This window comes from Rhizobium sullae (assembly GCF_025200715.1).
Taxonomy (GTDB): Bacteria; Pseudomonadota; Alphaproteobacteria; order Rhizobiales; family Rhizobiaceae; genus Rhizobium; species Rhizobium sullae.
This window is the reverse complement of sequence record NZ_CP104143.1, coordinates 1,619,962-1,643,406: the sequence shown is the minus strand read 5'-3', so window position 1 is coordinate 1,643,406 and position 23,445 is coordinate 1,619,962. Positions and strand designations below refer to the sequence as shown.

Sequence of the window (23,445 nt, the reverse complement as noted above, 5' to 3'; positions counted from 1 at the left end):
GGGCCAAGCTTTTCCGGCCCAGCCGCGGACATAGGCGGCAAGCTGCTCCAGCGTCTGAAGGCAGCCGGTTTCGTTATCTTCCAGGCGAATTCCTTCCGGAATATCCTCGGTTACCATCGTGACTTGGGTGCCACCCGCCGCAGGGACGAGATGGGTGCGGACGGTCATCTCTCCGGCGAAGGCCGGATCCGGTGAATCGAACACCGTCTTCCAGACGACGAGGGCATCCGGAATGAGCTGGGCGGTTCGTCCGCGGAAGGTATCGGTCTTTTCCGAGGTCTTGCCGGTCATCTCCGTCTCGTCATCCGGATAGACCAGCGACATGTTGAAGGCACCGCCTTCCCTGCCCTCGAATTCATGGACGATGCCGCGCATATCACCAGGTGGAAGCCAGGTGGCAACCGCTTCCGGATCGAGGAAGGCAGCATATATCGCACACGGCGGCGCGTAGATGATGCGGGAGACGGTAGTGCAGCGGTTTGCGCTCATGCGGCGCAAGATAGCAGAGGGGCACCTGTTTTAAAGGCCGCTCCCGCAAATGTCGCGAAGCGGCCTTTTGTTGCTCAGACCAACCGGCTCTGCTCGGTGGCGGCTTCAATGAAGCTTGCAAAGAGCGGATGCGGGTCGAGCGGCCGGGACTTCAGTTCCGGGTGATACTGGACACCGATGAACCACGGATGATCCGGATACTCGATCGTTTCCGGAAGCACGCCGTCCGGCGACATGCCGGAGAAGACGAGGCCGCAGTTTTCCAGGCGGTCCTTGTAATCCACGTTGACTTCGTAGCGGTGGCGATGGCGCTCGGAAATATCGGTCGATCCGTAGATTTCGGAGATCTTCGTGCCTTTCTTCAGCGCCGCCTTGTAGGCGCCGAGGCGCATGGTGCCGCCGAGGTCGCCGGCTGCTGTACGCTTCTCCAGCGCATTGCCCTTGATCCACTCTGTCATCAGGCCGACGACCGGTTCCTTGGTAGGGCCGAATTCTGTGGAGGAGGCATTCTCGACGTCAGCGAGATTGCGTGCTGCTTCGATGACCGCCATCTGCATGCCGAAGCAGATGCCGAAATACGGCACCTTGCGCTCGCGGGCAAACCGGGCCGCATGAATTTTGCCTTCCGAACCGCGTTCGCCGAAGCCGCCAGGAACGAGAATGCCGTGGACCTTTTCGAGGTACGGCGCGGGATCTTCCTTTTCGAATATCTCCGACTCGATCCATTCGAGATTGACTTTGACGCGGTTGGCGATGCCGCCGTGATGCAGCGCTTCGATCAGCGACTTGTAGGCGTCCTTAAGACCGGTGTACTTGCCGACGATCGCGATCGTGACTTCGCCTTCCGGCGTGCGGATGCGATTGCAGACCTCTTCCCACGGCTCAAGGCGCGGCTTCGGCGCTGGCTCGATGCCGAAGGCGGCAAGCACTTCTCCGTCGAGGCCCTCTTTGTGATAGGCCATCGGCACGTCGTAGATGTTGGCGACGTCGAGCGCCTGGATGACGGCGGACGGACGGACGTTGCAGAAGAGCGAGAGCTTGCGGCGCTCGGCTTCCGGAATTTCGCGGTCGGCGCGCACCAGCAGGATATCGGGATGAATGCCGAGCGCCTGCAGTTCCTTGACGGAATGCTGCGTCGGCTTGGTCTTCAGCTCGCCGGCGGCCGGAATGTAGGGCATCAGCGTCAGGTGGACGTAGATCGCGGTGCCGCGCGGCAGGTCGTTGCCGAGCTGCCGGATCGCTTCCATGAAGGGCATCGCCTCGATATCGCCGACCGTGCCGCCGATCTCGCAGATGACGAAATCGTAATCGTCATTTCCCTCGACTACGAAATCCTTGATCTCGTTGGTGACGTGCGGAATGACCTGGACGGTGGCGCCGAGATAGTCGCCGCGGCGTTCCTTGTCGATGATGTTCTTGTAGATACGGCCGGTGGTGATGTTGTCGGTCTTGGTTGCCGAACGCCCGGTGAAGCGCTCGTAGTGGCCAAGATCGAGGTCGGTTTCCGCGCCGTCGTCGGTGACGAAGACTTCGCCGTGCTGGGTCGGGCTCATGGTGCCCGGATCCACGTTCAAATAGGGGTCGAGTTTGCGAAGCCGCACCCGATAACCACGGGCCTGCAACAACGCTCCGAGAGCCGCAGCCGCAATTCCTTTACCGAGAGAGGAAACCACGCCGCCAGTGATGAATACGTATCGCGCCATGGGAGTCACCGGATACCTTTTCAAAAACGATTCCACCAGCCCAAAAATTCTTTTCCAGAACTTTTGGCGCCGGGATGGAATCTGAACAAAAGAAAACCGGCAGACCCTGGGGCCTGCCGGCGGTTTATTTCGTCGACCGGCTTACTGCCCGGTCGGGACGCCGCCCGGTTGGGCCGGAGCCGCCGGTGCCGCCGGTGCGGTCTGCGTCGCAGGAGCGTTGGCTGCCGGTGCCTGTCCAGCGGGAGCTGCTGTGCCGCCATTCGGAACGCCATTGCCGGCAGGCTGGTTCGCGGGCTGCTGCGGAGTGCCGCCGCCAAGCGAATCGAGAATGCCGTTGCCCTGCCCGCTCGTTGCCGGGATGCGGTCGAGAATGTCGGTTGGGCTGCCCTGATAACGTGTCAGGATGCCGAGGCCGAGCGAAGTGACGAAGAACAGCGCGGCAAGGATGGCGGTGGTACGTGTCAGCGCATTAGCCGTGCCGCGCGCCGACATGAAGCCGGAGCCGCCGCCGATGCCGAGGCCGCCGCCTTCCGAACGCTGGATGAGCACGACGCCGACAAGCGCCAGCACGATCATGAGGTGGATGACAATCAATACTGTCTGCATGGGTCCAGTCCTGCCCGCATGCGGCGGGCATCGAATAAAATCTGGCGCTGTTTACATGAGGTGATCCGCTATTCCAAGCCCTTAGGCCCAGAATATACACGTCATCACGCGAGCAGCGCTTCGTATGCGCCGAAGATGGCGAGGAAATCGGATGCTTTCAAGCTCGCGCCGCCAATCAACGCGCCGTCGACATTGGTAACGCCCATCAGTTCCCCGGCATTGCCGGGCTTGACGGAGCCGCCATAGAGGATGCGGATTTTACTGCCATTCGCGCCGAAGCGGGCGACAAGTTCCGAGCGCATGAAGGCGTGCGCCTTCTCGACGTCCCGCACCGTCGGCGTGAGGCCGGTGCCGATCGCCCAGACGGGTTCGTAGGCAATCACGGTGTTTTCGGGTGTCGCGCTATCCGGTACAGAGGCCGAAAGCTGCCGCTTGAGAATGTCGAGCGTCTGCCCTGCCTTGCGCTGGTCGGCCGTCTCGCCGATGCAGATGATGGCGGTGAGATCGGCGGCAAAGGCAGCCTCGGCCTTGGCGCGGACGAGATGGTCGGTCTCGGCGTGGTCCGTCCGGCGCTCGGAATGGCCAACGATCACGTAGGTTCCGAAGCAATCGGCGATCATCTCGGCTGAGATATCGCCGGTATGAGCACCCGACGGGTTTTGATGGCAATCCTGCGCGCCGATCGCGAGCGGGCTGTCGGTGCAAAGCGCGGTCGCGACATAGAGCAGCGTCGCGGGCGGGCAGATGAGCGCCTCGACGTTCTTGGCGAGCGGCGAATTCACGCCTTCCGCAATCGCCTTGATCTGATCGAGAGAGGCGCGCGTGCCGTTCATTTTCCAGTTTCCCGCCACGAGCGGGCGCACGTCAGGTGTCATGCCAGCCTTCCAACTTTTCTCGTAAGCCTGCGCCTTAGCAAAAGCATCACGGAAAGGAAAGCGATCCGCCGCTTACGTAAGGGAAATAAGAAGATTTGACGCGCAAAATGCGTAAAATCTGCCCGACGCTTTGCCTAAGAGGCGAGGAACCAGTTCAAAACTCTTCGCCAATCGATCATCCGGATCGGCGTGCCGTGGTTGCCGTTTTGAAAGAGCGTGAAATGGGCAGGGTATTTCGTCTCACGAAGCCTTTTGAAGAACGCCTGCTGGCCGGCAGCCGCATAGACCGGATCGCGGCTGCCATGGACGAACCAAAGCGGTAGCCTCGCCTTGTAGAACGCGCTCCTTGCGAAATCCGGATCCGTGACGCCGCTCAGGACGATCATGCCTTTCAGCCGTTTGACGCTGCCTGGGTCGCGCGCAATGCCCCAGCAAATCTGGCTGCCCATGGAGGCGCACGAAAGGATCACCGGGGGGTGGCCGGATTTCTCGCTCGCATAACGGATCAGTTCGGCGATGTCTGCTACGCCTTCGCCGTCGAACGTGCGCACGGTCGGTGAATAATAGACGCCGCCATTGGCTACCGCGAGGTTCTTGAGGCGATTGAAATTACCGCCGAAGCTGTAGTCGTTGGCGCCGAGCCGACGGTCACCGCCACGCCCGTGGATGAAGATGGCGGTGAACGCCGCATTGTCTCCCGGTCCCACCCTGGTGACATCCACCCTGCGGCCATTGAGTGACAATGTTTCGTCCTGCTGCTGCTTGCGCACGCCGAGCGACACGTATTTCTGCTGCGCGCGCTTTTCGGGGATCTGGTCGCGGCCGTTGATGTCGCGCATCTCGTCGTATTCGATGGCTTCGAAGGCGCCGCCGTCGGCGGTCTGCAGCACGTTCTGTCTAGAGAAAAGTTCGTCCTTGTAGGGCGGTAAAGCATCGGCTGCAGCGGTGCCGATATCGGCGGACAGGAAAAAGGCCGCAATTGCGGCGATAATCGTGCAATGACTTGTGGACATTCTCATGCGGGCGGTTTCCTAACACATCAGGCCGCTTGCCATTTTGGGCCCGGCAACGCAAACCAATTCCACAGAATTCCGCCAAATCGGGCGGCGTCGCGTAACGAGGCGCTTTCTGGCAGAATCTGCCTGATTCGCTAACGTGACATCAAACGCGGTGATTTTGGGTCGTGTCCTCACTCGGAGGTTCCAGCCCAAAACAGGATTGAAGATCTGAACGACTCCATGGATGACAGCAACGACCTCTTCTCCGGAATACCCCTGACGCCCAAGCAGGAGGCGGCTGCAAAGCCCGCCGCGCCCCCCGAAAGGCCTGCGGCGTCTGCTCCGCGCCCTGCCCCGTCCACTGCGGGCTCGGACGACTACGGCGCATCCTCCATCCGCGTTCTGGAGGGGCTGGAACCGGTGCGCATGCGCCCCGGCATGTATATCGGCGGCACGGACGAAAAGGCGCTGCACCATCTCTTTGCCGAAGTCATCGACAACTCAATGGACGAGGCGGTCGCCGGCCATGCGAACTTCATCGAGGTGCATCTCGATATCCAGGGCTACCTGACGGTCAGCGATAATGGCCGCGGCATCCCGGTCGAGAACCATCCACAGGTTCCCGGCAAATCGACGCTCGAAGTCATCATGACCAAGCTTCATGCCGGCGGCAAGTTCGACGGCAAGGCGTACGAGACCTCCGGCGGCCTGCACGGCGTCGGGGTTTCGGTCGTCAACGCGCTGTCCGACGATCTCGAGGTCGAAGTAGCGCGCAACCGCAAGCTTTACCGTCAGCGCTTTTCGCGCGGTCTGCCACAAGGTGGCCTCGAGGAGCTCGGCGATGTGCATAACCGCCGCGGCACCCGCGTGCGCTTCCATCCCGATCCGCAGATTTTCGGCGACCATGCGAAGTTCGATGCCGGGCGCGTCTTCCGCATGGCGCGGTCGAAGGCTTATCTTTTTGGCGGCGTCGAAATCCGCTGGAGCTGCGACGAAGGCGTCCTGCCGGAAGGCTCCGAAATCCCGGACAAGGCAGTCTTCCACTTCCCCGGCGGCCTGAAGGACTACCTGCAGGCTACGATGGGCAAGGAATTCACCGTCACCCGCGAAATCTTCGCCGGCAAGACGGAGAAGGCGAGCGGCCATGGCTCGCTCGAATGGGCCATCACCTGGTACGGCGGCGACCAGCAGATCCATTCCTACTGCAACACCATTCCGACGCCCGAGGGCGGCACGCATGAAGCGGGTCTGCGCATCGCGTTGACCAAGGGCCTGAAGGCCCATGCCGACCTGACGCAGAACAAGCGCGCCGCGCAGATCACCACGGATGACGTGATGATTTCGGCAGTCGGCATGCTCTCCGTTTTTATCCGCGAGCCGGAATTCGTCGGCCAGACCAAGGACAGGCTCGCGACCGTCGAGGCGCAGCGCATCGTCGAAAACGCGCTTCGCGATCCCTTCGATCACTATCTGGCGGACAATCCCAACGAGGCCGAAAAGTTACTCGACTGGGTCATCGAGCGCGCCGAAGAGCGTCTGCGTCGCCGCAAGGAAAAGGAAGTCAACCGCAAGACGGCCGTGCGCAAATTGCGCCTGCCCGGCAAACTGGCCGATTGCTCACAGAACACGGCGCAGGGTGCCGAACTCTTCATCGTCGAAGGCGACTCGGCAGGCGGCTCCGCCAAGCAGGCGCGCAACCGCGCCAATCAGGCGATCCTGCCTCTGCGCGGCAAGATCCTGAACGTAGCGAGCGCCGGCCGCGAAAAGCTCGGCGCCAACCAGCAATTGGCGGATCTCGTACAGGCGCTCGGCTGCGGCACACGTTCCAAATATCGAGAGGAAGACCTGCGTTACGAGCGCATCGTCGTGATGACTGATGCCGACGTCGACGGCGCTCACATCGCGTCGTTGCTGATCACCTTCTTCTACCAGGAGATGCCCGAGCTTGTGCGCGGCGGCCACCTGTTCCTGGCCGTGCCGCCGCTCTACAAGATCACCCAGGGTGCCAAGTCCGCCTACGCGCGCGACGACGCCCACAGGCAGGAGCTGATGGAAACGGAATTCAGGGGCAAGGGGAAGATAGAGGTCAGCCGCTTCAAAGGTCTCGGCGAAATGCTTCCGGCGCAGCTCAAGGAAACCACCATGGACCCCAGCAAGCGGACTCTGCTACGCGTGGTGATAGACGAGGTTGATTTCGAGGGAACACGCACGGCGGTGGACGACCTGATGGGCACGAAACCGGACGCGCGCTTCCGCTTCATTCAGGAGCGTGCCGCCTTTGCCGAAAACCTCGATATTTGAACTCTAGTCGAGACGGACGTCGATCTTCGTCTTCACCGAGTTGGCGAGGAAGCAGAGATCATGGGCCTCGTGATGGAGCTGTTTTTCCATCTCGCGGCTCGGCGCTTCGCCAGCATAGACCACCGCCGGCTTCAGCTCGACGCGGCTGACGAGCATTTTTCCGTCGATCTTCTCCATGATCCCGGTCGCCGCATCGACATAGCTGTCGACGACCATGCCCTTCTTGGAGGCGAGCCACAGATAAAACAGCATATGGCAGCTTGAGAGCGCCGCAACATAAGCCTCCTCGGGATCGACGTTCTCGGCGACCGCGTATGGAAGCGGCACGTTGTGCGGCGATGCCGAGGCAGGCACCGAAAGGCCGCCGTCGAAATTCCACACATGGCCGCGGCTGTACTTGCCGTCCGTGAAACTGCCCTCGCCGCGCTGCCATGATACTTCTGCTGAAAATGTCGTCATCGTTCGAACGATCCTTATGAATCCTGATGCCCAACCTGCCGCCATTTTCACCGGCTATCAAGGTTCAGAGGAAATTCCGTCACATTCCGTATAGAGGTTTAAGATATGTCGCTGCCTGACGGCTTGGCGCACCTTTCGATTGGACGAGGCCGGCCCTTAGACGATCGATATGCTTGCGTCCGGGCTCCGTATGGCGCATATCCGTGATTGAGAAGAAGGAATAAAAAGCGACGTGAGCCTCTCGAACAACAAGAAACTGCCTGGCGAGCCGCGGTGGCTTGGGCCGTCCGCGTCTACACGTACGCCGCTCATTCCCTCGATTTCTGCTGCCCGCTGGCTGCTGATCCTCATCGTCGCGGCAGGCGTCTATTTCTTCTACGGTTTCGTCGTTCCGGTGCTGGCCGCACTCGTCATCGGTTTCGCGAGCTGGCCGCTCTATCGCAGGCTTCTCGCGCGCGTCGGCGGCAATACGACGATCGCTGCCACGATCGCGATCCTTCTGATCGTCACTTTCCTCGTTATTCCGATCGGACTTGCGATCACCTATACGACAGGTGAGGTGCGCGAATGGGTCACCTGGATCATTCACGCCAACCGGCAAGGCGCGCCGACGCCGCAGTGGATCCTCGCTTTGCCCTTTGCAGGGCCCTATCTCGACGATCTGTGGGGGAAATATATCGGCAGCCCCGGCTCCGTGGGCGAGGTCATACAGGCCGTCAGCGGCGCCAATATCGGCAATATCTACCGCGCGGTTCTCGCAGCCGGCGGTGCGTCGTTCCACCTGCTTCTGACGCTGCTCTTCATGCTGATCGCGCTGTTCTTCGTCTATCGCGACGGCGCGTCCTTCTCGCGTCAGATCGACATGCTCGGCGAGCGCATCCTGCCTAATCGCTGGGAGCGGATTTCGCGCGTCGTTCCGGCAACAATCAGCTCGACCGTCATGGGTATGACGCTGATCGCGATCGGCGAAGGTATCGTGCTCGGCGTCGCCTACTGGATCGCAGGCGTCCCCTCGCCCGTGACACTTGGCGTCCTCACCGGCATCATGGCCCTGATCCCGGGCGGCGCGCCGCTCTCTTTCACCTTGGTCTCGATCTATCTCGTTGCCAGCGGATCGCATGTTGCCGGCGTTGCGCTCTTCACCTGGGGCACGGTCGAGCTCTTCATCGTCGACAAGACGCTGCGTCCGAAGCTCGTTGGCGGCCCGATCAAGCTTCCCTTCCTGCCGACTTTCTTCGGGCTCGTTGGCGGCGTGAAGACCATGGGCTTCCTCGGCCTCTTCATCGGCCCGGTCCTGATGGCGCTGCTCGTCGCGATCTGGCGCGAATGGATGCATGAAGTGAAGACCAGCGACCAGACCGCGGGCCTTGGCCCCGAGGTCATGATCGACGAGCACGCACCGCCGGTGCAGCGCGCTGCAGACGGCTGATCATTTCAGCCGCTTCTCCATGAAGAGGCTGAGCGGGTCCGGCAGGTAAGAGCCGAAGGGCTCGATGTCGGCATAGCCGTATTTGCGGTAAAGGCCGATCGCCTCCGGCTGGTAGATGCCGGTCTCGAGCCGGAGCGCATCGAGGCCGAGTTCCCGGGCACGTTCCTCGAGCCGGTCCATCAGGCGGCTTGCGACTTTCAATCCCCTCGCCTCCAGATCGACGAACATGCGCTTGATCTCCGCCGTGCCGTCGCCTGCTTCCACGAGTGCCGCACAGCCGACGATTGCTCCTGCATTCCGCGCAACGAAGAAACTTACGGCAGGCTTCTCCAGGGTCGAGAGACCGACGAGGTGATTGCTTTCGGCAGGATAGAGCGACTGCGCATAGGCATCCGAAAGGTCGAGAAGGCGGATGATTTCCGGTTGGCGCGGCGATTCAAGAGCGACGGTGACAGACATGGTGTTCTCAGGTTCTGCGGCGGCGGCGCATGACAAAAGGTTAATGTGGCCGCCATCTTTCGGTTGGAATTGCCTCGTCTAAGGCAAGGAATTTCAATAATCAAAGGGTTCGATTATGCAAGCGGTCTTCGTCGCCATGACCATCCTCGGCTGCAATGACTCGGTCACGCAATGTAATTATGTCGCAACGATCGATAAGCGCTGGGAAACGGTGGCGATGTGCGACGCCGAGTCGGAAAAGCGGCTCAAATCCTTTGCCAATGCCAACTACCCGACCGTGATCGCTGTTTGCGAAGCACCGAAGCCCGCTGTCGCGGCGGAGCCGCCCAAAATTGCCAACGCCACCCCTGCCCCGGTGCCGACGGTTCAGGACATCGAAAAGACCGGCATCCGCGCTTTCGCTCTCCGCTTTGCCGACCGAGTGCGCACACGCCTGCCCACCGGCGAAAGCGTCAAGCATACGCTGGAGAAGCCGGTGCACTTTGTTTCGGATGGCTATTCCTGGGCCGTTCAGCGTTTCAAGAAATAAGACTAGGCGGCGGCGAGCGCCGTCAGCGAAGCGTAGCTGCGCGCCGATTGGCGTTGCTCGGTTATATGAAGCTTCTCGACCAGATCGAGCAGCTCGCCGACGGCGTTATGGGTGCCGTCGTGGTGACGGAAGCGTTCGAGCAACCTGCCGCACACATTGGCAAGCATGGTGCGTCCGGTCTTTTTGGACGCTTCGCGCCAGAGAAGCGTCGCTTCGACGAACACTGTGCTGATCTCGCGGTTGAGTCCGGCCGCCTCGTAGAGGGCACGTACCGCATGCATGCGGCCGGTGGCGAGGATCGAGCGAACGCGCTTTTCGGTGCAGCCGGTAAGATTGACGATGGCGCCCGCGAAGAAATCCACCTTGCCGCAGCAGAGGGCATGCATGAGAAAGCACGGCGTCAGATGACCAGTAAGACGCAGGTGCTCGACGAGATCGGCGATCTCGCGCGGCTGGATGTCGCCGGCGAGCGATACGACAGCCGCCTGAGTCGCCTCGCGGCTGATGCGCTGCAAACGATTGAGACCGATAACCGCCCGCGCCAGCGGCAGGGCGACCAAGGCATTGCTGACATGCTGCGTCAGCAGTTGACGTGCATCGGCTGGAAGATCGGCGCGATCAAGCAGCAGATTGCGGATATCGCAGCAGTCGCCCAGCCGTTCCGCAATGCGCTTCAGGGATGCCGGAGCAATCGCGGCACCCTGGTTTTCGAGAAGGCAGAGGATGTCCTCTTCATCACCGACTTCCGCCAGAGCGGCTGAAACGGCGCGGGATATCGAAGCACGTGCGGCGATCAGGATGCGAGTCACACTGCCGCCGCGGGCTGCGAGATCGACCAGATCGGCGTCTGAGAGCAGCGGAGAGCACGTCACGGCGTGGCAGGCGATCTCCGGCTGGTCTTCGGCCAAGGCAAGAATGATACCGCGGGGCGCGTCGCTCGACCAGGCGATCACCTCCGCCAGCGCCAAGCGCACGCCCGGCGACGGATCGTCGAGCAGGAAGGTCATTGCCATTTCGGCGGCCCGGCGCTCCTCGGGAAGCATTTCGGATTGCAGATAGGCCCGGCCGAGTGCGCTTGCGGCGCGGGCCCTGTCTCCAGCCTTGGCAGTCTCAACCCAGCGCAGAAAAGCTTCTACGATCACATCACGCCCCAACCTTCGAACGCGATTCCTTCGCGCTCTACCTTTGGAATGAGGCTATCGGCAAATGGTTTATGATTGGTTCACCATATTCATTAACCCTTGCCCGCCGCAATCAGATCGTTCGGCACTTGCGGGCGCAGCAGCTCGAAGACGTCGCTGCCTTCGCTGTAATCCATATACCCCATGCGTGCGACAGGCCGGGCGATCGACATGTCCAGGCGTCCCTCGCGGATGATCGATTCATCGATATGGATGCCGACAACTTCACCGAAAACCATGACGCTCTCCGAAGGTTCGCCGGAAAGGGTCTTGGGTTCGATCAGCTCGGTCACCTTGCATTCGAGCACGGCGAAGGCTTCGGCTACATAGGGCGCATCGACAAGCTCGCCCTGCTTTGCCGTAAGTCCCGCTAGTTCGAATTCGTTGACGCCGTAAGGCATGGTTGCCGACGAGAGGTTCATCTGCTCGACAAGATTGCGGCTTACGAAATTGCAGGTGAAGACCCCGGTTTCCGCAGCGTTGCGCTGGCTGTGCTTACGGCCGCTGGAGGAAAACATCACCAGCTTCGGCCGGTCGGAAACGGCGTTGAAGAAGGAATAGGGCCCAAGGTTCAGCGAGCCGTCCCTGCCCTTCGTGCCGATCCAGCCGATCGGCCGCGGCGTGACGATCGCCTTGAACGGATCGTGCGAGAGGCCGTGCATATTGCTGTCGGTCGGATAGAACATCAATCTTCCCCGCCGACCCAGGTGACCGTCTCGGTGAGTTCCGGGCGGGGGCGTTCTGCCGCGGGAAACTCTGTCGAGCCGATATGGATGAAGCCGGCAACCTTTTCGCCGGGCTGGACCCCAAGCAGCGGATAGGCACGGTCGTCGTAAGCGAACCATTCGGTCAGCCAGTTCGCGACCCAGCCATGGGCATTCGCCGAGAAGATGATGTTGAGGCAAACGGCACCGGCCGACATGATTTGTTCCCATTCCGGGATCTTGAGATGCGGACCGGCCTTGCTGACCACGGCAACGACGACCGGCGCGCGCGTCAAGCGCGCGCGCTCGACCTCTATCATTTCCTCGGAAAGATCGGGCTTGGCTTCGAGTGCGAGCTTCAGAAGCTCTTTGCCGATGCGAACACGCTCTTCACCGCGATAGACAATGAAGCGCCAGGGCGCGAGCTTGCCGTGGTCGGGAACGCGAGATGCCAGACGGAGGATTTCCTCGATCTCCGCCTTCTCCGGTCCGGGTTCGCACATCTGGAAGGCAGGGATGGAACGGCGCACGGCGAGGTAATCGATCAACTTGATATCCGATTTCATGCGGGGAAACTTTCATTTTCATGACAGCGGTAGGGATGGGTCTTGAATTTGCCATCGCGTTGGTCTTGAAGTGGCCTCTGTGATTTCAGAAGTCAATCTGTTCAGGAAAGACATGCTCGGCATTTTGCCTTTTGCGCGTATGGCCTTTGCACTTGTTCTGGCGGCTTCGCTGCCTTTCGGCGCAGGCGCGCAGGACGCGTTCAAGGAGTTTAAGCAGCTCGATACGACGGCAAAAATGCCGAAGCTCAACGCGTTCATCGCCCCCGGCAGCGCGCCTCAAGGAGTCGCGTTGCAGGAGGTCGAGATCGAGGCGAAGCTGACGGCCGACGGCGAGCCGCTGGAAGACGGCCTCTCCTGGTACGTGTTCAGCCCGATCGCCGGCGGCGACGGCAAGCTGCCGCTGGTGGCGAGCGCGCGCGGCGGGTCGGCGGCTTTCCAGCTGGCGCCGGGCGACTATCTGGTGAACGTCTCCTTCGGCCGCGCCGGCGTCACACGCAAGGTGAATGTTCCCGACAGCGGCAAGCTTGACAAGCAAGTGATGGTGCTCGATGCGGGCGGTCTGCTGCTCAACGCGATTTCCGGCTCCGACGTTCGCATCCGCCCGGATCAGCTGCGCTTCTCCATCTACTCGTCGGAAGTCCGTGATGACGGCGAGCGCGGATTGGTGACGGCAGACGTCTCGCCGAACACCGTCGTCAGGCTGAATGCCGGCACCTATCACATCGTTTCCGAATATGGCGACGTCAACGCCGTCATCCGCGCCGATATACAGGTGGAAGCCGGAGGGCTCACGGAAGCGACCATCCAGCACCGCGCGGCGCAGATCACCTTCAAGCTGGTTTCCGAAGCCGGTGGCGAAGCGATCGCCGATACGGCCTGGTCGATCCTGACGGCCGCGGGCGACAGCGTCGGCGAAAGCGTCAGCGCTTTTCCGACGATGGTTCTGGCCGAAGGCGAATATTCCGCCGTCGCGCGCAACAAGGACAAGATCTATCAACGCGACTTCAAGGTCGAGGCGGGCAAGAATACCGATGTCGAAGTGCTGATGAAGAACGAGCAGCCGCAGGAGCCGGCAAGCGCCGCGACGACGCTGCAGCAGGAACCGCAGCCATCAGCCGCCGGCGAGCCGCAGAATTCCGCACCGGCGCCGTTGCCTTCCTACGAGCAACTGCTGCCGGGCAACGGCACGGCAGGCGCCGACGCCGATTGAATTCAGACGCGCTTTCGTTTGGTGCCGAAATCCAACGAAAAGACTGCATCGTAAAGCGCCGCCAGCAGATCCTTGCGGTCGTTCCTTCGCAGTTTTTCATAAGGCAGTACCTGGCCCGCACGCGCGACAATCGTCTTGCCCGATAGCCGGCGGAATTCGCGGATCAGCAGTGAGAGGCGGAGCGTCGGCGAGAAGCGGCTGACGATATGGAAGAGCCGCCCGTTCTGGCCTTCGAAATAGATTGGCAGAACGCTGGCACCGGCCGCCTGGACGAGCTTGGCAGGAAACATCTTCCAGGGCAGATCTTCGGCCCGGCCGAAGCCGTTTTTTGCGGTGGCGACGCCGCCGCCTGGGAAGATGATGACGGCAACGCCCTCCTTCAGAAGCCGGACCGCCGCCTGGCGCGTCTCCATGTTGAGGGCGATGGCCTCTTTCGTCTCATCGAAGGATATCGGAAGCGAATAGGCCGCCATTTCCGGAACCTTGAGCAATTCGTTGTGTATGAGAACGCGAAATGGTCGTCCAAGCTGTTCGGCAAGAGCCAGCACGGCAATGCCGTCTCCAATACCGAACGGATGGTTGGCGACGATGACGAGCGGCCGGTCTGCGGCCGTTTCCGGCGGCCACGCGCCATTGATGTCAAGGCGCACGTCAAGGAGATCGAGCAGTTTGCCGAAGACGCGCTCGCGCGTTGGAACGATATCGCTGCGCCAGATAGCGTAGAGCCGCACGTAACGGTCGCGCCCGGAGAGCCCCTCGATCGAGCGGATCAGCCAGCGCTTGAGACGCGAATCGCTTTCGCTCGCATAAGATAGCTGTTTGAATCGCAAAGCCGCCCAGCCTCTCGTAAAAGACCGGACGGCTATATTTCAAAGCGATGACAGCCGTCTGACAGAAATCAGGCAGCCATCGCCTTCTTGGCTTCGATCTTGCGGCGGATATCCGGCGGCGTCGCTTCCCAAGCAAGGCTCTCGATCGCCTCGGCAAGCGGCATCGAGGTCTGCTCCTGGCTGCCGAGGCGGCGGATGTTGACGGTGCGCTCTTCGGCTTCCTTCCTGCCGCAGACGATGATCACGGGAACTTTCGTAACGGAATGTTCGCGGATCTTGTAGTTGATCTTCTCGTTACGGAAGTCGGTCTCGACGTTGAGCCCTGCCTCACGTAGCGCTTCGGCAACTTCCGCGCCATAGCCGTCCGCTTCCGAGGTGATCGTTGCGACCACGACCTGCAGTGGCGAAACCCAGAGCGGCAGATGGCCCGCGAAATTCTCGATCAGGATGCCGAGGAAGCGTTCCATAGAACCGCAGATGGCGCGGTGGATCATCACCGGCTGCGTCTTCTCCGAATTGCTGTCGATATAGAAGGCCCCGAAGCGTTCCGGCAGGTTGAAGTCGACCTGCGTGGTGCCGCACTGCCATTCGCGGCCGATCGCGTCCTTCAGCGTATATTCGAACTTCGGACCGTAGAACGCGCCCTCACCCGGCAGAATGCCGGTCTTGATGTCGTTCGACTGCTGCTGGATCGTGGTGAGCACGTCCATCATGACGCTCTCGGCGCGATCCCAGAGTTCATCCGAACCGACGCGCTTGTCCGGGCGCGTGGAGAGTTTGATGGTGATCTCGTCGAAGCCAAAGTCCTTGTAGACCGAGAGGATCAGGTCGTTGATCTTCAGGCACTCAGCGGCCATCTGCTCGTCGGTGCAGAAGATGTGCGCGTCGTCCTGCGTGAAGCCGCGCACGCGCATGAGGCCGTGCAGCGCACCGGACGGTTCGTAGCGATGCACCGTGCCGAATTCCGCAAGACGGATCGGCAGTTCGCGATAGGACTTCAGGCCATGCTTGAAGATCAGCACATGACCCGGGCAGTTCATCGGCTTCAGGGCGAAGATGCGGGTGTCGGCTTCCTTGTCATCTGGATGCGTCAGCGAATGCGCCGATTTCACCGCGAACATGTTCTCCTGGTACCAACCCCAGTGCCCAGAGGTCTCCCAGAGCGAGGTATCGAGAACCTGCGGCGCGTTGACTTCCTGATAGTCAGCGGCCAGACGCCGGCGCATATAGGCCACCAGCGCCTGGAAGATGCGCCAGCCCTTGCCATGCCAGAAAACGACGCCCGGGCCCTCTTCCTGGAAATGGAACAGGTCCATTTCACGGCCGAGGCGGCGATGGTCGCGCTTCTCGGCTTCAGCAAGCATGTGAAGGTAGTTGTCGAGTTCGGACTGCTCGGCAAAGGCCGTGCCATAGATACGGGAGAGCATCGGATTGTTGCTGTCACCGCGCCAATAGGCGCCTGCAACCTTCAACAGCTTGAAAGCCGAGCCGATCTGACCGGTCGATGCCATGTGCGGGCCGCGGCAAAGGTCGAACCAGTCGCCCTGATAGTAGATCTTCAGATCCTGGCCTTCCGGAATCGCATCGACGAGTTCAACCTTGTACTGCTCGCCCTTGGCGGCAAACACTTCCTTCGCCTTCTCGCGCGACCAGACCTGCTTGGTGAAGGGCGCGTTGCGGGCGATGATCTCCTTCATCTTCTTTTCGATCTTCGGCAGATCGTCCAGCGTGAAGGGCTCGTTCTTGGCGAAGTCGTAGTAGAAGCCGTTCTCGATCACCGGGCCGATCGTCACCTGCGTACCGGGCCAAAGCTCCTGCACGGCTTCCGCCATGACGTGTGCTGCGTCGTGGCGGATGAGTTCCAGCGCGCGCGCGTCGTTACGGGTGATGATCTCGATCTTGCCCGTCGTCACGGGATCGGAAAGGTCGCGCACGGTGCCATCGATCGCAATGGCGACGGCCTTCTTGGCAAGCGACTTGGAAATGGATTCGGCAACGTCGCGGCCGGTCGTGCCGGTGTCGAAGTTGCGTTGATTGCCATCGGGGAAAGTCAGAGAAACGGATTGGGACATATCGATATTCTCCTTGTCCAGTCCCGCCAACGAATGCGGGTGGTTGCAATGAAGCGCTTCGTCCGCACGAACGCGCTGCCGCCTGATACCGAGATTTGGCGTTTGAGTAAAGGCAGACCCTGTTCAGCCGATCATTTCGGCAAGGCCACGCACCGTGTTCCAATTGCGCAGCGTGCCGGCGCCCATGCGCTTGGTGGTGAGCGCCGACAGCAGCTTCCATTCGCTGGGTTTGCCGGCGAAATCGATCCAGAGATCGCCATCGGTAAGCGCCAAACGCTGGTTGGCCTCGACGTACTTCTGAAGCGCGTCGAGAGCGGGCCGTTCGAGCGGCTTGCGCATGACGCGGACGATCACTTGGCTGCCATCGCCATCCGGAAATGGATTGGAGTTCGCCAGCCTCAACCAGTCCTCGCCCTTGCGGACGATGATATCGACGGGCTTGCCGAACTTCGATTTGAAGGCAGTTTCAAGCTTCGCCTCGATGTCGCCGAGTGGTGCATTGTCTGCTTCAAAGACGATATTGCCGGTCGAAACCAGCGTGCGCGGGTTGCGGTAGCCGAGAGCCGCCGCCATGTCGCGAAGATCGGACATCACGACCCTGCGTCCGGGCGCGAGCACAATGCTGTGAAGGAGCGCGACATAGGCGATCTTATGTGGCATCGGCGTGCCGTCAGCCCATTTTCCGTCCGAGCGCGAAATAGCGCCACGGCGTCCACCAATGAAGGCGCTGCTCCAGCCTTTCAGGTACGGGATCAAGACCGCTCGTTCCGCCCGGCCCGCAGCGCCCGACGCGGAAGACGGTCATCCAGCCGCCGGCCCAGAGGCCGTGGCGTGCGATCGCCTCGTAGCCATATTCGGAGCATGTCGGAATATGCCGGCATGAATTGCCGATGAAGCCGGACAAGGTCAGCTGATAAAGCCGGATAATTCCCATGCCGAGCAGGCGATCGGGGGTCTTGCGGAAAGGGCCGGTATAGTTTCGGGAAAACCGCAAAGGCTTTCTTTGCGAAGCTGCCGCGCCGCCTTCGTCCTTATCGTGGCTTGTCGAGCAGAATTCGCACATCGCTTACGCCGCTCACGCCTCCGCCATTTCCGCGCGCTTCGCTTCGATCTGCCCAACCGCATCGACGACAGCGTCGAAAGTCAGCATGGTGGATGCGTGGCGAGCCTTGTAGTCCTTGACCGGCCGCAGGTAGCGCATGTCCTCGAATCGGCCTTCCGGACCTTCTCCGTCCGCCTTCAGCATCGCGAGCATGTCTTCACGGGCCTTGCGAAGTTCGCCACCCGTTGCGCCGATCACGTGGCGGGCCATGATCGAGGACGATGCCTGGCCGAGCGCGCACGCCTTGACGTCATGGGCAAAAGCCGTGACGGTATCGCCATCCATCTTCAGCCAGATCCGCACCTTGGAGCCGCAGAGTTTCGAATGCGCCTGGGCGCTTGCGTCAGCATCGGCAAGGCTGCCTGTCAGCGGAATATTGCCTGCAAATTCGAGGATTTTGCTGTTATAGATGTCGTCCATGATGAATTCCGCTCCAGATTGCCGCGGATCGGCCCATATCGGCGGTCATTGTATCATAAACAAAAAACACACCGTGTCGTGCTAGCATACTTACATGAAGACGCCGTCTTCCTATATGTATGTCGTTCGAAGGCCATGAAAATGCAATGGCCTCGGGTAAGTTTGATTGGGAAACCGTGCCGGACGGGCTATGAGCCGCCCCGAAAGCCCCGGAGCCTGCCAAAGGTGCAACATTCCTGACAGGGGATACCAGTGGCGAGTCCGAAAGACGGTCTGCACACTCGCGGACCAGGAGACTTGAGCAGTATGGACGCCATCGTAAAGAATTTTCCGCAGAACAACCGTGACTCCGAACGCCCCAGCCAGAAGGAAGCGGAAGACGCAATTCGCGTTCTGCTTCGCTGGGCTGGTGACGATCCGTCGCGCGAAGGCTTGATCGACACGCCTAACCGTGTTGCCAAAGCCTATCGCGAACTTTTCGCCGGCTACGACATGGACGCGGAAGACGTTCTCGGCCGCACCTTCGAAGAGGTTGCCGGCTACGACGATATGGTTCTCGTGAAGGACATTCCGTTCTACTCGCACTGCGAACATCACATGGTCCCGATCATCGGCAAGGCGCATGTCGCCTATATACCCGACGGAAAGGTCCTAGGGCTTTCGAAGATCGCCCGCGTCGTCGAGATCTACGGCCGCCGTTTGCAGACACAGGAAACCATGACCGCGCAGATTGCCAAGGCGATCGACGATACGCTGGCTCCGCGCGGCGTTGCGGTCATGCTCGAAGCCGAACATATGTGCATGGCGATGCGCGGTGTACAAAAGCAGGGTTCCACCACATTGACGACAACCTTTACCGGGACCTTCAAAGCCGAGCCCGCCGAACAGGTGCGATTCATGACCATGGTGCGGAGCCGCTAATACGGCTCCACTAAGAGAGCCGAATGATGCCGTTTGCATTCAATGCGCCGTCCGACGACAAATCCGAGCTGGAAGATGCCGGCGATTTCACGCCCCGCTTCGACGATCGAGGCCTGATCACCGCGATCGTCACCGATGTGCACGATGGCGAGATCCTGATGGTTGCGCATATGAACGCGCAGGCGCTGGCGCTGACGATTCAGACGGGCAAGGCTCATTATTTCAGCCGGTCGCGCGGCAAGCTCTGGATGAAGGGCGAGACATCCGGCAACGTTCAGACCGTGAAGGAAATCCGCACCGACTGCGATCAGGATGCAATCTGGCTAAAAGTAGAGGTCGCCGGGCACGACGCGACGTGCCATACTGGTCGCCGTTCCTGCTTCTACCGTACAGTGACGCTTCGCGACGGGAAACCAATGCTCGATATCGTTGATGACGAGAGGCATTTCGACCCGAAAGACGTCTACGGAAAGTAGCGCACGTATCAGTTGTCTGCTCGTTATTGAGACAGGAAGCGCTGCCGTATACGATTTGGAAAGGAACGGAGACACTATAATAAACCGCAATATTTTATGCCTGGAGGAGGCACGCCATGCTGAACTGGAGTTTGCATCGTCAGAGCTCTGAAGCAGGTGATTCAGGTTCCGGTGCCTCGACAGTTCCAGATATGACAGCTCCTCTGACGTCCACCCTTCCCCCTAAGAGAGCAAAGATTGCGCTGGCGCTTGGCGGCGGTGCTGCGCGCGGCTGGGCACATATAGGGGTGCTGCGGGCACTGGACGAGGCGAGCATCGAAGTCGGCATGATCGCCGGAACCTCAATCGGTGCGCTGGTCGGCGGCTGCTACCTTGCCGGCAAACTGGACGAACTGGAGGCCTTCGCCCGTTCACTGACGATGCGGCGCATCGCAAGCCTACTTGACCTTACGATCGGCGGCAGCGGACTTTTCGGCGGCATGCGTCTGACGAAACGCATGCAGGAGCATCTCGAAGGTCTGAACGTCGAAGACCTCGACCGTCCTTTCGTGGCAGTCGCTGCGGAGGTGAACACCGGCCACGAAGTCTGGATTTCCAGCGGCTCGCTAATTACGGCGCTGCGCGCATCCTATGCCTTGCCCGGCATCTTCGAACCGGTTCGCAGCAACAGTCGCACCCTGGTCGACGGCGCGCTGGTCAATCCGGTGCCGGTTTCGGTCTGCCGCAGCTACGAACAGCAGCTCGTCGTGGCCGTCAATTTGAACTACGACCTCTTCGGCCGGTCCGCAGTCGTCAAGCATAATGCGAGCCTGACGCTTCAGGAAGTGCAGAAGCAGGAGGAAGCACCTTACGCGCGCCTCGGAATGACCGGCGTGATGGTGCAGGCCTTCAATATCATCCAGGACAGGATTTCGCGGGCGCGCCTTGCCGGCGATCCGCCGGACATTTCGCTGCATCCGCGTCTCAGCGACATCGGCCTCTCGGAGTTCCATCGGGCCGGCGAAGCGATCGATCGCGGATACGAGGAAGCCAAGGCGCGGCTTCCCGAACTCCGGCGGATGCAGGAAGCATTCGCCAGCCAGGTGTGACGGCCGGCGAACACCTCAGCCCGCGATATAGGCCTTGATTTCTTCTGCTTCGCGCTCGACTTCCGCGATGCGCGTCTTCACAACGTCGCCGATCGAAACGATTCCGACGAGCTTTCCATTGGTTTCAACCGGTAGGTGGCGGAAGCGTCGGCTGGTCATCAGTTCCATCAACTCGTTGACCGTCGTGTCTTCGTGGCAGCGGAAGACCCTGGATGTCATCAGCGAGACAACCGGCTGATCGAGGCAGTCCTTGCCAAACTTCGCAACGGCGTTGACGAGGTCGCGCTCGGTAAAGATCCCGGCAATACGGCCCTCCACGCCGACGATGACGACTGCGCCGATCTTGCGGCTGCTGAGCACTTTGGCCGCTTCGCCGGCGGTCGTGTTCTGCCCGGCCGTGACGACGTTGCGGCCCTTCAGGTCGAGGATGGCTTTTACGGTGTTGGACATTCGAAACCTCCCATATCGAAAGTGAAACACTTAACTGAACCGAGGCACCTGTGAAGGGCTGTTCGTCCCAACGCGGATCACTTCGGATGGTGCACTCCAAAGCTCAAGATTGCAATATATCCGGTTCTTCTGAAACCTCAGGCTCTGCCGGAAAATTCCTGTCGAAGAACGGGAAGAGAAAGAATCCGAAAATGAAACCGCCGATATGGGCGTCCCAGGCGATCGGCTGGTTGGGGTCGCCGATCAGCGGAATGCCGACCGCGATCAGTCCATTGCCGATCATCCAGAAGAGCGTGAACACGATAACCGTGCGGCTGCGGAAGGATTCGATCACCGACAGCCGCGGATTGAGGTGCGCCGGACGCGGCACTCTTCGTTCTGGCGGAAACGCAAAGCGGCAGGCGGCTCCCATCAGCCCGGAAACCACGCCGGAAGCGCCGATAAGCAAGGTCGGATCGCCCCAGTTCAATCCTACATGAAGCGCTGCGGAGGCGATCGACGAGAGAACCCAGAAGATGACATAGCGCGAGCCACCGATGCGTCGTACGACCGGCGCGCCGAACGCCATCAGCCACAGCCCGTTGAAGAGTATATGCTCCACGCTGCCGTGCAGCAGCGAATAGGTCACCGGCGACCAGAGCCATTGCAGTCCCTGTTCGGAGAAAGGAATCACGTAGCGCACCGGGATGAAGCCGAAGGTGATGAAAAGCCAGTCGACTGCGTTTGCGGAGAGGATGAACGACTGGACCGCATAGATCGCACCGAGCAGACAGAGCGTCCCCAGCAGGATGCCAGGCAAATTGAAAACCGGCGTCCGGGTCTTTTCAACTGGCATTTCCTCAGCCGTTTCCGGCTCCGTCCTGTGATCGTCCATATGCGTCCTCGCCGGATTGAGGCCCCAGCCTTACAGGAGCGAGGATCAAAAAAAAAGCCGCCCGGACGAGCCGGACGGCTTGCCGAGCGTCCCCGAGAATGACCCCGCGCCCGATCAGTGAACGTGCTGAACTTCGTTTCCGAAGCGATACACGACAGTTGCACGGCATGTGATCGGCGGCAATTGAAACCGTTCCTTAACCTTAACTGCCTGCGGTTGGCATGAAATCCGCATGGTAAGGATCAGAAGAGCCGTTCGGGCTTGAATTTGAACCGAAATGAAACAGGTTGGTGCGCCGTGCGTCATCAGACGATCATCGATATTTACGATTACTGGAACCGCCTGCGCGGTGCCTGCGACGCGCCGCTGAAATCGCAGATCGAACCGTCGGCCCTTGGCCACCTTTTGCCGAGCCTTTTCATTCTCGAAAAGAACGACGATCTGGGCGCCGTAACCTTCCGGCTTGCCGGCACGCGCATCTGCGATCTCTTCGGCCGCGATTTGCGCGACGAGAGCTTTGCCGAACTCTTCGGCGACGGCCATGCCTATGACATCGAGGCAACGCTTCTGGGCGCGATGCATCACGTCATCCCGACGCTGCTCAATGCCACCGGCTACAGCACGGCAGGCCATCAGGCAACCTTCGAGATCATCGTCATGCCGCTGCGCTGCGAGAACGGCTGCCGCGCGCGGCTTTTCGGCGCCATTGCGCCATCCGTCGCGGCAAGCTGGCTGGAAATCGTGCCGCTCGATTTCCTGGCACTCGACCGCAGCCGCCTGCTCCGCGACAAACCCGGGCAGAACGGCGGTGGGAGCAGCTGGCCATTCACAGCCGCCGCCGAACGTCGGGATGGCTTCGGTGTTGTCCTCGGCCGCATGATGTCTTCATTGTTTTCCGGCGCGCCGCGCTGACCGTCTCATTCCGGCACAGCCTTATCCTATGCTTCAGGCTGTATTTGACCCCTTCAGGACAACCTTCTGTTAAGGGATTGCGGGTAATGATTGCGGTATAACATTTTATGAAGAAGCGCTTTCATGCACTCATTCCAGCAAGCCCAGACGCCACGGACAACAGTGCCGCGCCCTGAGCAGGGTGTCTTCCAGCGTGTGCCCATCAATATGCAGGGCCGCCTCATGCTTGCGAATTACGAGGAATACGAATGTACGGTGATCGATATGTCGCCGGGCGACATGTATGTCACCTGTGCCGGCCGCCCGCGTGCCAATGAGCGCGTCGTCGCGTATATCGATCATCTCGGGCGCGTCGAAGGTCACGTTCTGACCGTGGATGCGCGCGGCTTCACGATGTCGATCAACGCCACCGAGCGTAAGCGGGAGAAGCTCGCCGCGCAACTCACCTGGCTTGCCAACAAGCATGAGCTCGGCCTGCCGGAAGACCGGCGTCATGATCGTCTGACCCCGCGTGAAACGAAGACCGAGCTGACGCTTGAGGACGGCACGCGCTACACCTGCCGCATCATGGACCTGTCGTTGTCGGGTGCTGCGGTCGACATGGAGGTGCGCCCCGCGATCGGCACGCCGGTTCGCCTCGGCAACATGCGCGGCCGCGTCGTTCGACATTTCAGCGAGGGCGTTGCGCTAGAGTTCCTCTCGCTGCAGTCCCGTGAGACGCTGCGAGAATTCCTCTAAGCGGCCTTTGTCATTTCAGTGTTACGGCTATGACTGATGAAGGCAGCCCGAAA

General features: G+C 60.7%; 25 protein-coding genes and 1 pseudogene. 9 read left to right on the top strand and 17 right to left on the bottom strand.

Going from position 1 to position 23,445, the window contains the following annotated elements; all coding sequences use genetic code 11:
* Window positions 1–21: 21 nt before the first annotated feature.
* The 5 genes and pseudogenes from N2599_RS08305 to N2599_RS08285 form a co-directional block, all read right to left on the bottom strand.
* Window positions 22–489: pseudogene (locus tag N2599_RS08305) on the bottom strand (SRPBCC family protein); the annotation flags it as partial.
* A gap of 74 nt (window positions 490–563) precedes the next feature.
* Entirely contained in the window at window positions 564–2,192 is a 1,629-nt protein-coding gene (gene pyrG, locus N2599_RS08300) for a CTP synthase (protein WP_027513149.1), read from the bottom strand.
* Between the two features lie 141 nt (window positions 2,193–2,333).
* Window positions 2,334–2,798: a preprotein translocase subunit SecG gene (secG, locus tag N2599_RS08295; protein WP_027513150.1), complete on the bottom strand. Its 465-nt coding sequence runs from the start codon at window positions 2,796–2,798 to the stop codon at window positions 2,334–2,336.
* Window positions 2,799–2,902: 104 nt separating this feature from the next.
* Window positions 2,903–3,673, bottom strand: coding sequence for a triose-phosphate isomerase (gene tpiA, locus N2599_RS08290; protein ID WP_027513151.1), 771 nt, complete (start codon window positions 3,671–3,673; stop codon window positions 2,903–2,905).
* A gap of 134 nt (window positions 3,674–3,807) precedes the next feature.
* Window positions 3,808–4,692 carry an alpha/beta hydrolase family protein gene (locus N2599_RS08285; protein ID WP_027513152.1) on the bottom strand — a complete coding sequence of 295 codons (885 nt, stop codon included), beginning with the start codon at window positions 4,690–4,692 and terminating at the stop codon, window positions 3,808–3,810.
* A gap of 219 nt (window positions 4,693–4,911) precedes the next feature.
* On the opposite strand from N2599_RS08285, the gene parE reads away from it, so the two are divergent.
* A complete protein-coding gene (parE, locus tag N2599_RS08280; RefSeq protein WP_027513153.1) occupies window positions 4,912–6,972 on the top strand; it encodes a DNA topoisomerase IV subunit B in 2,061 nt (686 codons plus the stop codon).
* Between the two features lie 3 nt (window positions 6,973–6,975).
* Here the strand turns inward: parE and N2599_RS08275 are convergent, their stop codons facing one another.
* Entirely contained in the window at window positions 6,976–7,431 is a 456-nt protein-coding gene (locus N2599_RS08275; RefSeq protein WP_027513154.1) for an OsmC family protein, read from the bottom strand.
* A gap of 232 nt (window positions 7,432–7,663) precedes the next feature.
* Here N2599_RS08275 and N2599_RS08270 point away from each other — a divergent pair, with 232 nt between their 5' ends.
* Entirely contained in the window at window positions 7,664–8,860 is a 1,197-nt protein-coding gene (locus N2599_RS08270) for an AI-2E family transporter (RefSeq protein WP_027513155.1), read from the top strand.
* On the opposite strand, the gene N2599_RS08265 is transcribed toward N2599_RS08270, so the two are convergent.
* Window positions 8,861–9,319 carry a GNAT family N-acetyltransferase gene (locus N2599_RS08265; protein WP_027513156.1) on the bottom strand — a complete coding sequence of 153 codons (459 nt, stop codon included), beginning with the start codon at window positions 9,317–9,319 and terminating at the stop codon, window positions 8,861–8,863.
* Between the two features lie 115 nt (window positions 9,320–9,434).
* On the opposite strand from N2599_RS08265, the gene N2599_RS08260 reads away from it, so the two are divergent.
* Window positions 9,435–9,848 (top strand): hypothetical protein, encoded by a 414-nt coding sequence (locus N2599_RS08260; protein WP_027513157.1) that lies wholly within the window; start codon window positions 9,435–9,437, stop codon window positions 9,846–9,848.
* A gap of 2 nt (window positions 9,849–9,850) precedes the next feature.
* Here N2599_RS08260 and N2599_RS08255 read toward each other — a convergent pair whose 3' ends face one another.
* The 3 genes from N2599_RS08255 to N2599_RS08245 all read right to left on the bottom strand — a co-directional run bounded on the left by N2599_RS08255 (window position 9,851) and on the right by N2599_RS08245 (window position 12,299).
* Window positions 9,851–10,990 carry a DUF2336 domain-containing protein gene (locus N2599_RS08255; protein ID WP_027513158.1) on the bottom strand — a complete coding sequence of 380 codons (1,140 nt, stop codon included), beginning with the start codon at window positions 10,988–10,990 and terminating at the stop codon, window positions 9,851–9,853.
* 92 nt (window positions 10,991–11,082) lie between these two features.
* A complete protein-coding gene (locus N2599_RS08250) occupies window positions 11,083–11,715 on the bottom strand; it encodes a flavin reductase family protein (protein WP_027513159.1) in 633 nt (210 codons plus the stop codon).
* Complete coding sequence (locus N2599_RS08245; RefSeq protein ID WP_027513160.1) at window positions 11,715–12,299, bottom strand: nitroreductase family protein; 585 nt, start codon at window positions 12,297–12,299, stop codon at window positions 11,715–11,717. The genes N2599_RS08250 and N2599_RS08245 overlap by 1 nt, the downstream gene beginning before the upstream one ends.
* Before the next feature lie 112 nt (window positions 12,300–12,411).
* Here N2599_RS08245 and N2599_RS08240 point away from each other — a divergent pair, with 112 nt between their 5' ends.
* Window positions 12,412–13,509, top strand: coding sequence for an RgsD C-terminal domain-containing protein (locus N2599_RS08240; RefSeq protein ID WP_027513161.1), 1,098 nt, complete (start codon window positions 12,412–12,414; stop codon window positions 13,507–13,509).
* Window positions 13,510–13,511: 2 nt separating this feature from the next.
* On the opposite strand, the gene N2599_RS08235 is transcribed toward N2599_RS08240, so the two are convergent.
* From N2599_RS08235 to N2599_RS08215, 5 genes are all read right to left on the bottom strand, one after another.
* Window positions 13,512–14,339 (bottom strand): lysophospholipid acyltransferase family protein, encoded by an 828-nt coding sequence (locus tag N2599_RS08235; protein ID WP_027513162.1) that lies wholly within the window; start codon window positions 14,337–14,339, stop codon window positions 13,512–13,514.
* Window positions 14,340–14,407: 68 nt separating this feature from the next.
* Window positions 14,408–16,411 carry a threonine--tRNA ligase gene (gene thrS, locus N2599_RS08230; protein WP_027513163.1) on the bottom strand — a complete coding sequence of 668 codons (2,004 nt, stop codon included), beginning with the start codon at window positions 16,409–16,411 and terminating at the stop codon, window positions 14,408–14,410.
* A 123-nt stretch (window positions 16,412–16,534) separates the two neighbouring features.
* Entirely contained in the window at window positions 16,535–17,071 is a 537-nt protein-coding gene (locus tag N2599_RS08225; RefSeq protein WP_198521683.1) for a DUF1697 domain-containing protein, read from the bottom strand.
* A gap of 10 nt (window positions 17,072–17,081) precedes the next feature.
* On the bottom strand, window positions 17,082–17,474 hold the full coding sequence (gene yidD, locus N2599_RS08220) for a membrane protein insertion efficiency factor YidD (RefSeq protein WP_027513165.1): 393 nt from the start codon (window positions 17,472–17,474) through the stop codon (window positions 17,082–17,084).
* A 12-nt stretch (window positions 17,475–17,486) separates the two neighbouring features.
* A complete protein-coding gene (locus N2599_RS08215; RefSeq protein WP_027513166.1) occupies window positions 17,487–17,933 on the bottom strand; it encodes an iron-sulfur cluster assembly scaffold protein in 447 nt (148 codons plus the stop codon).
* Between the two features lie 306 nt (window positions 17,934–18,239).
* Here N2599_RS08215 and folE point away from each other — a divergent pair, with 306 nt between their 5' ends.
* The 3 genes from folE to N2599_RS08200 all read left to right on the top strand — a co-directional run bounded on the left by folE (window position 18,240) and on the right by N2599_RS08200 (window position 20,418).
* Window positions 18,240–18,854, top strand: coding sequence for a GTP cyclohydrolase I FolE (folE, locus tag N2599_RS08210; protein WP_027513167.1), 615 nt, complete (start codon window positions 18,240–18,242; stop codon window positions 18,852–18,854).
* A 23-nt stretch (window positions 18,855–18,877) separates the two neighbouring features.
* A complete protein-coding gene (gene hisI / locus N2599_RS08205; RefSeq protein WP_027513168.1) occupies window positions 18,878–19,330 on the top strand; it encodes a phosphoribosyl-AMP cyclohydrolase in 453 nt (150 codons plus the stop codon).
* Between the two features lie 116 nt (window positions 19,331–19,446).
* Window positions 19,447–20,418: a patatin-like phospholipase family protein gene (locus tag N2599_RS08200; protein WP_027513169.1), complete on the top strand. Its 972-nt coding sequence runs from the start codon at window positions 19,447–19,449 to the stop codon at window positions 20,416–20,418.
* A gap of 15 nt (window positions 20,419–20,433) precedes the next feature.
* On the opposite strand, the gene N2599_RS08195 is transcribed toward N2599_RS08200, so the two are convergent.
* Both N2599_RS08195 and N2599_RS08190 read right to left on the bottom strand, forming a co-directional pair.
* Window positions 20,434–20,868, bottom strand: a complete 435-nt coding sequence (locus N2599_RS08195; protein WP_027513170.1) for a CBS domain-containing protein — start codon at window positions 20,866–20,868, stop codon at window positions 20,434–20,436.
* 103 nt (window positions 20,869–20,971) lie between these two features.
* Window positions 20,972–21,742, bottom strand: a complete 771-nt coding sequence (locus N2599_RS08190) for a rhomboid family intramembrane serine protease (protein ID WP_027513171.1) — start codon at window positions 21,740–21,742, stop codon at window positions 20,972–20,974.
* Between the two features lie 297 nt (window positions 21,743–22,039).
* Between N2599_RS08190 and N2599_RS08185 the strand changes: the two genes are divergently transcribed.
* Together N2599_RS08185 and N2599_RS08180 are read left to right on the top strand one after the other, a co-directional pair.
* Window positions 22,040–22,654, top strand: coding sequence for a PAS domain-containing protein (locus tag N2599_RS08185; protein ID WP_037143692.1), 615 nt, complete (start codon window positions 22,040–22,042; stop codon window positions 22,652–22,654).
* Between the two features lie 123 nt (window positions 22,655–22,777).
* Window positions 22,778–23,392 (top strand): PilZ domain-containing protein, encoded by a 615-nt coding sequence (locus tag N2599_RS08180; protein WP_027513173.1) that lies wholly within the window; start codon window positions 22,778–22,780, stop codon window positions 23,390–23,392.
* The last annotated feature ends 53 nt before the right edge of the window (window positions 23,393–23,445 follow it).

What these genes read in the sequence shown, in the direction of transcription:
- pyrG (WP_027513149.1), bottom strand. Translation starts at nt 2,192, where the DNA reads ATGGCGCGATACGTATTCATCACTGGCGGCGTGGTTTCCTCTCTCGGT.
- secG (WP_027513150.1), bottom strand. Translation starts at nt 2,798, where the DNA reads ATGCAGACAGTATTGATTGTCATCCACCTCATGATCGTGCTGGCGCTT.
- tpiA (WP_027513151.1), bottom strand. Translation starts at nt 3,673, where the DNA reads ATGACACCTGACGTGCGCCCGCTCGTGGCGGGAAACTGGAAAATGAAC.
- N2599_RS08285 (WP_027513152.1), bottom strand. Translation starts at nt 4,692, where the DNA reads ATGAGAATGTCCACAAGTCATTGCACGATTATCGCCGCAATTGCGGCC.
- parE (WP_027513153.1), top strand. Translation starts at nt 4,912, where the DNA reads ATGGATGACAGCAACGACCTCTTCTCCGGAATACCCCTGACGCCCAAG.
- N2599_RS08275 (WP_027513154.1), bottom strand. Translation starts at nt 7,431, where the DNA reads ATGACGACATTTTCAGCAGAAGTATCATGGCAGCGCGGCGAGGGCAGT.
- N2599_RS08265 (WP_027513156.1), bottom strand. Translation starts at nt 9,319, where the DNA reads ATGTCTGTCACCGTCGCTCTTGAATCGCCGCGCCAACCGGAAATCATC.
- N2599_RS08260 (WP_027513157.1), top strand. Translation starts at nt 9,435, where the DNA reads ATGCAAGCGGTCTTCGTCGCCATGACCATCCTCGGCTGCAATGACTCG.
- N2599_RS08250 (WP_027513159.1), bottom strand. Translation starts at nt 11,715, where the DNA reads ATGTTCTATCCGACCGACAGCAATATGCACGGCCTCTCGCACGATCCG.
- N2599_RS08245 (WP_027513160.1), bottom strand. Translation starts at nt 12,299, where the DNA reads ATGAAATCGGATATCAAGTTGATCGATTACCTCGCCGTGCGCCGTTCC.
- N2599_RS08240 (WP_027513161.1), top strand. Translation starts at nt 12,412, where the DNA reads ATGCTCGGCATTTTGCCTTTTGCGCGTATGGCCTTTGCACTTGTTCTG.
- thrS (WP_027513163.1), bottom strand. Translation starts at nt 16,411, where the DNA reads ATGTCCCAATCCGTTTCTCTGACTTTCCCCGATGGCAATCAACGCAAC.
- N2599_RS08225 (WP_198521683.1), bottom strand. Translation starts at nt 17,071, where the DNA reads ATGCCACATAAGATCGCCTATGTCGCGCTCCTTCACAGCATTGTGCTC.
- yidD (WP_027513165.1), bottom strand. Translation starts at nt 17,474, where the DNA reads ATGTGCGAATTCTGCTCGACAAGCCACGATAAGGACGAAGGCGGCGCG.
- N2599_RS08215 (WP_027513166.1), bottom strand. Translation starts at nt 17,933, where the DNA reads ATGGACGACATCTATAACAGCAAAATCCTCGAATTTGCAGGCAATATT.
- folE (WP_027513167.1), top strand. Translation starts at nt 18,240, where the DNA reads ATGGACGCCATCGTAAAGAATTTTCCGCAGAACAACCGTGACTCCGAA.
- hisI (WP_027513168.1), top strand. Translation starts at nt 18,878, where the DNA reads ATGATGCCGTTTGCATTCAATGCGCCGTCCGACGACAAATCCGAGCTG.
- N2599_RS08200 (WP_027513169.1), top strand. Translation starts at nt 19,447, where the DNA reads ATGCTGAACTGGAGTTTGCATCGTCAGAGCTCTGAAGCAGGTGATTCA.
- N2599_RS08195 (WP_027513170.1), bottom strand. Translation starts at nt 20,868, where the DNA reads ATGTCCAACACCGTAAAAGCCATCCTCGACCTGAAGGGCCGCAACGTC.
- N2599_RS08190 (WP_027513171.1), bottom strand. Translation starts at nt 21,742, where the DNA reads ATGGACGATCACAGGACGGAGCCGGAAACGGCTGAGGAAATGCCAGTT.
- N2599_RS08180 (WP_027513173.1), top strand. Translation starts at nt 22,778, where the DNA reads ATGCACTCATTCCAGCAAGCCCAGACGCCACGGACAACAGTGCCGCGC.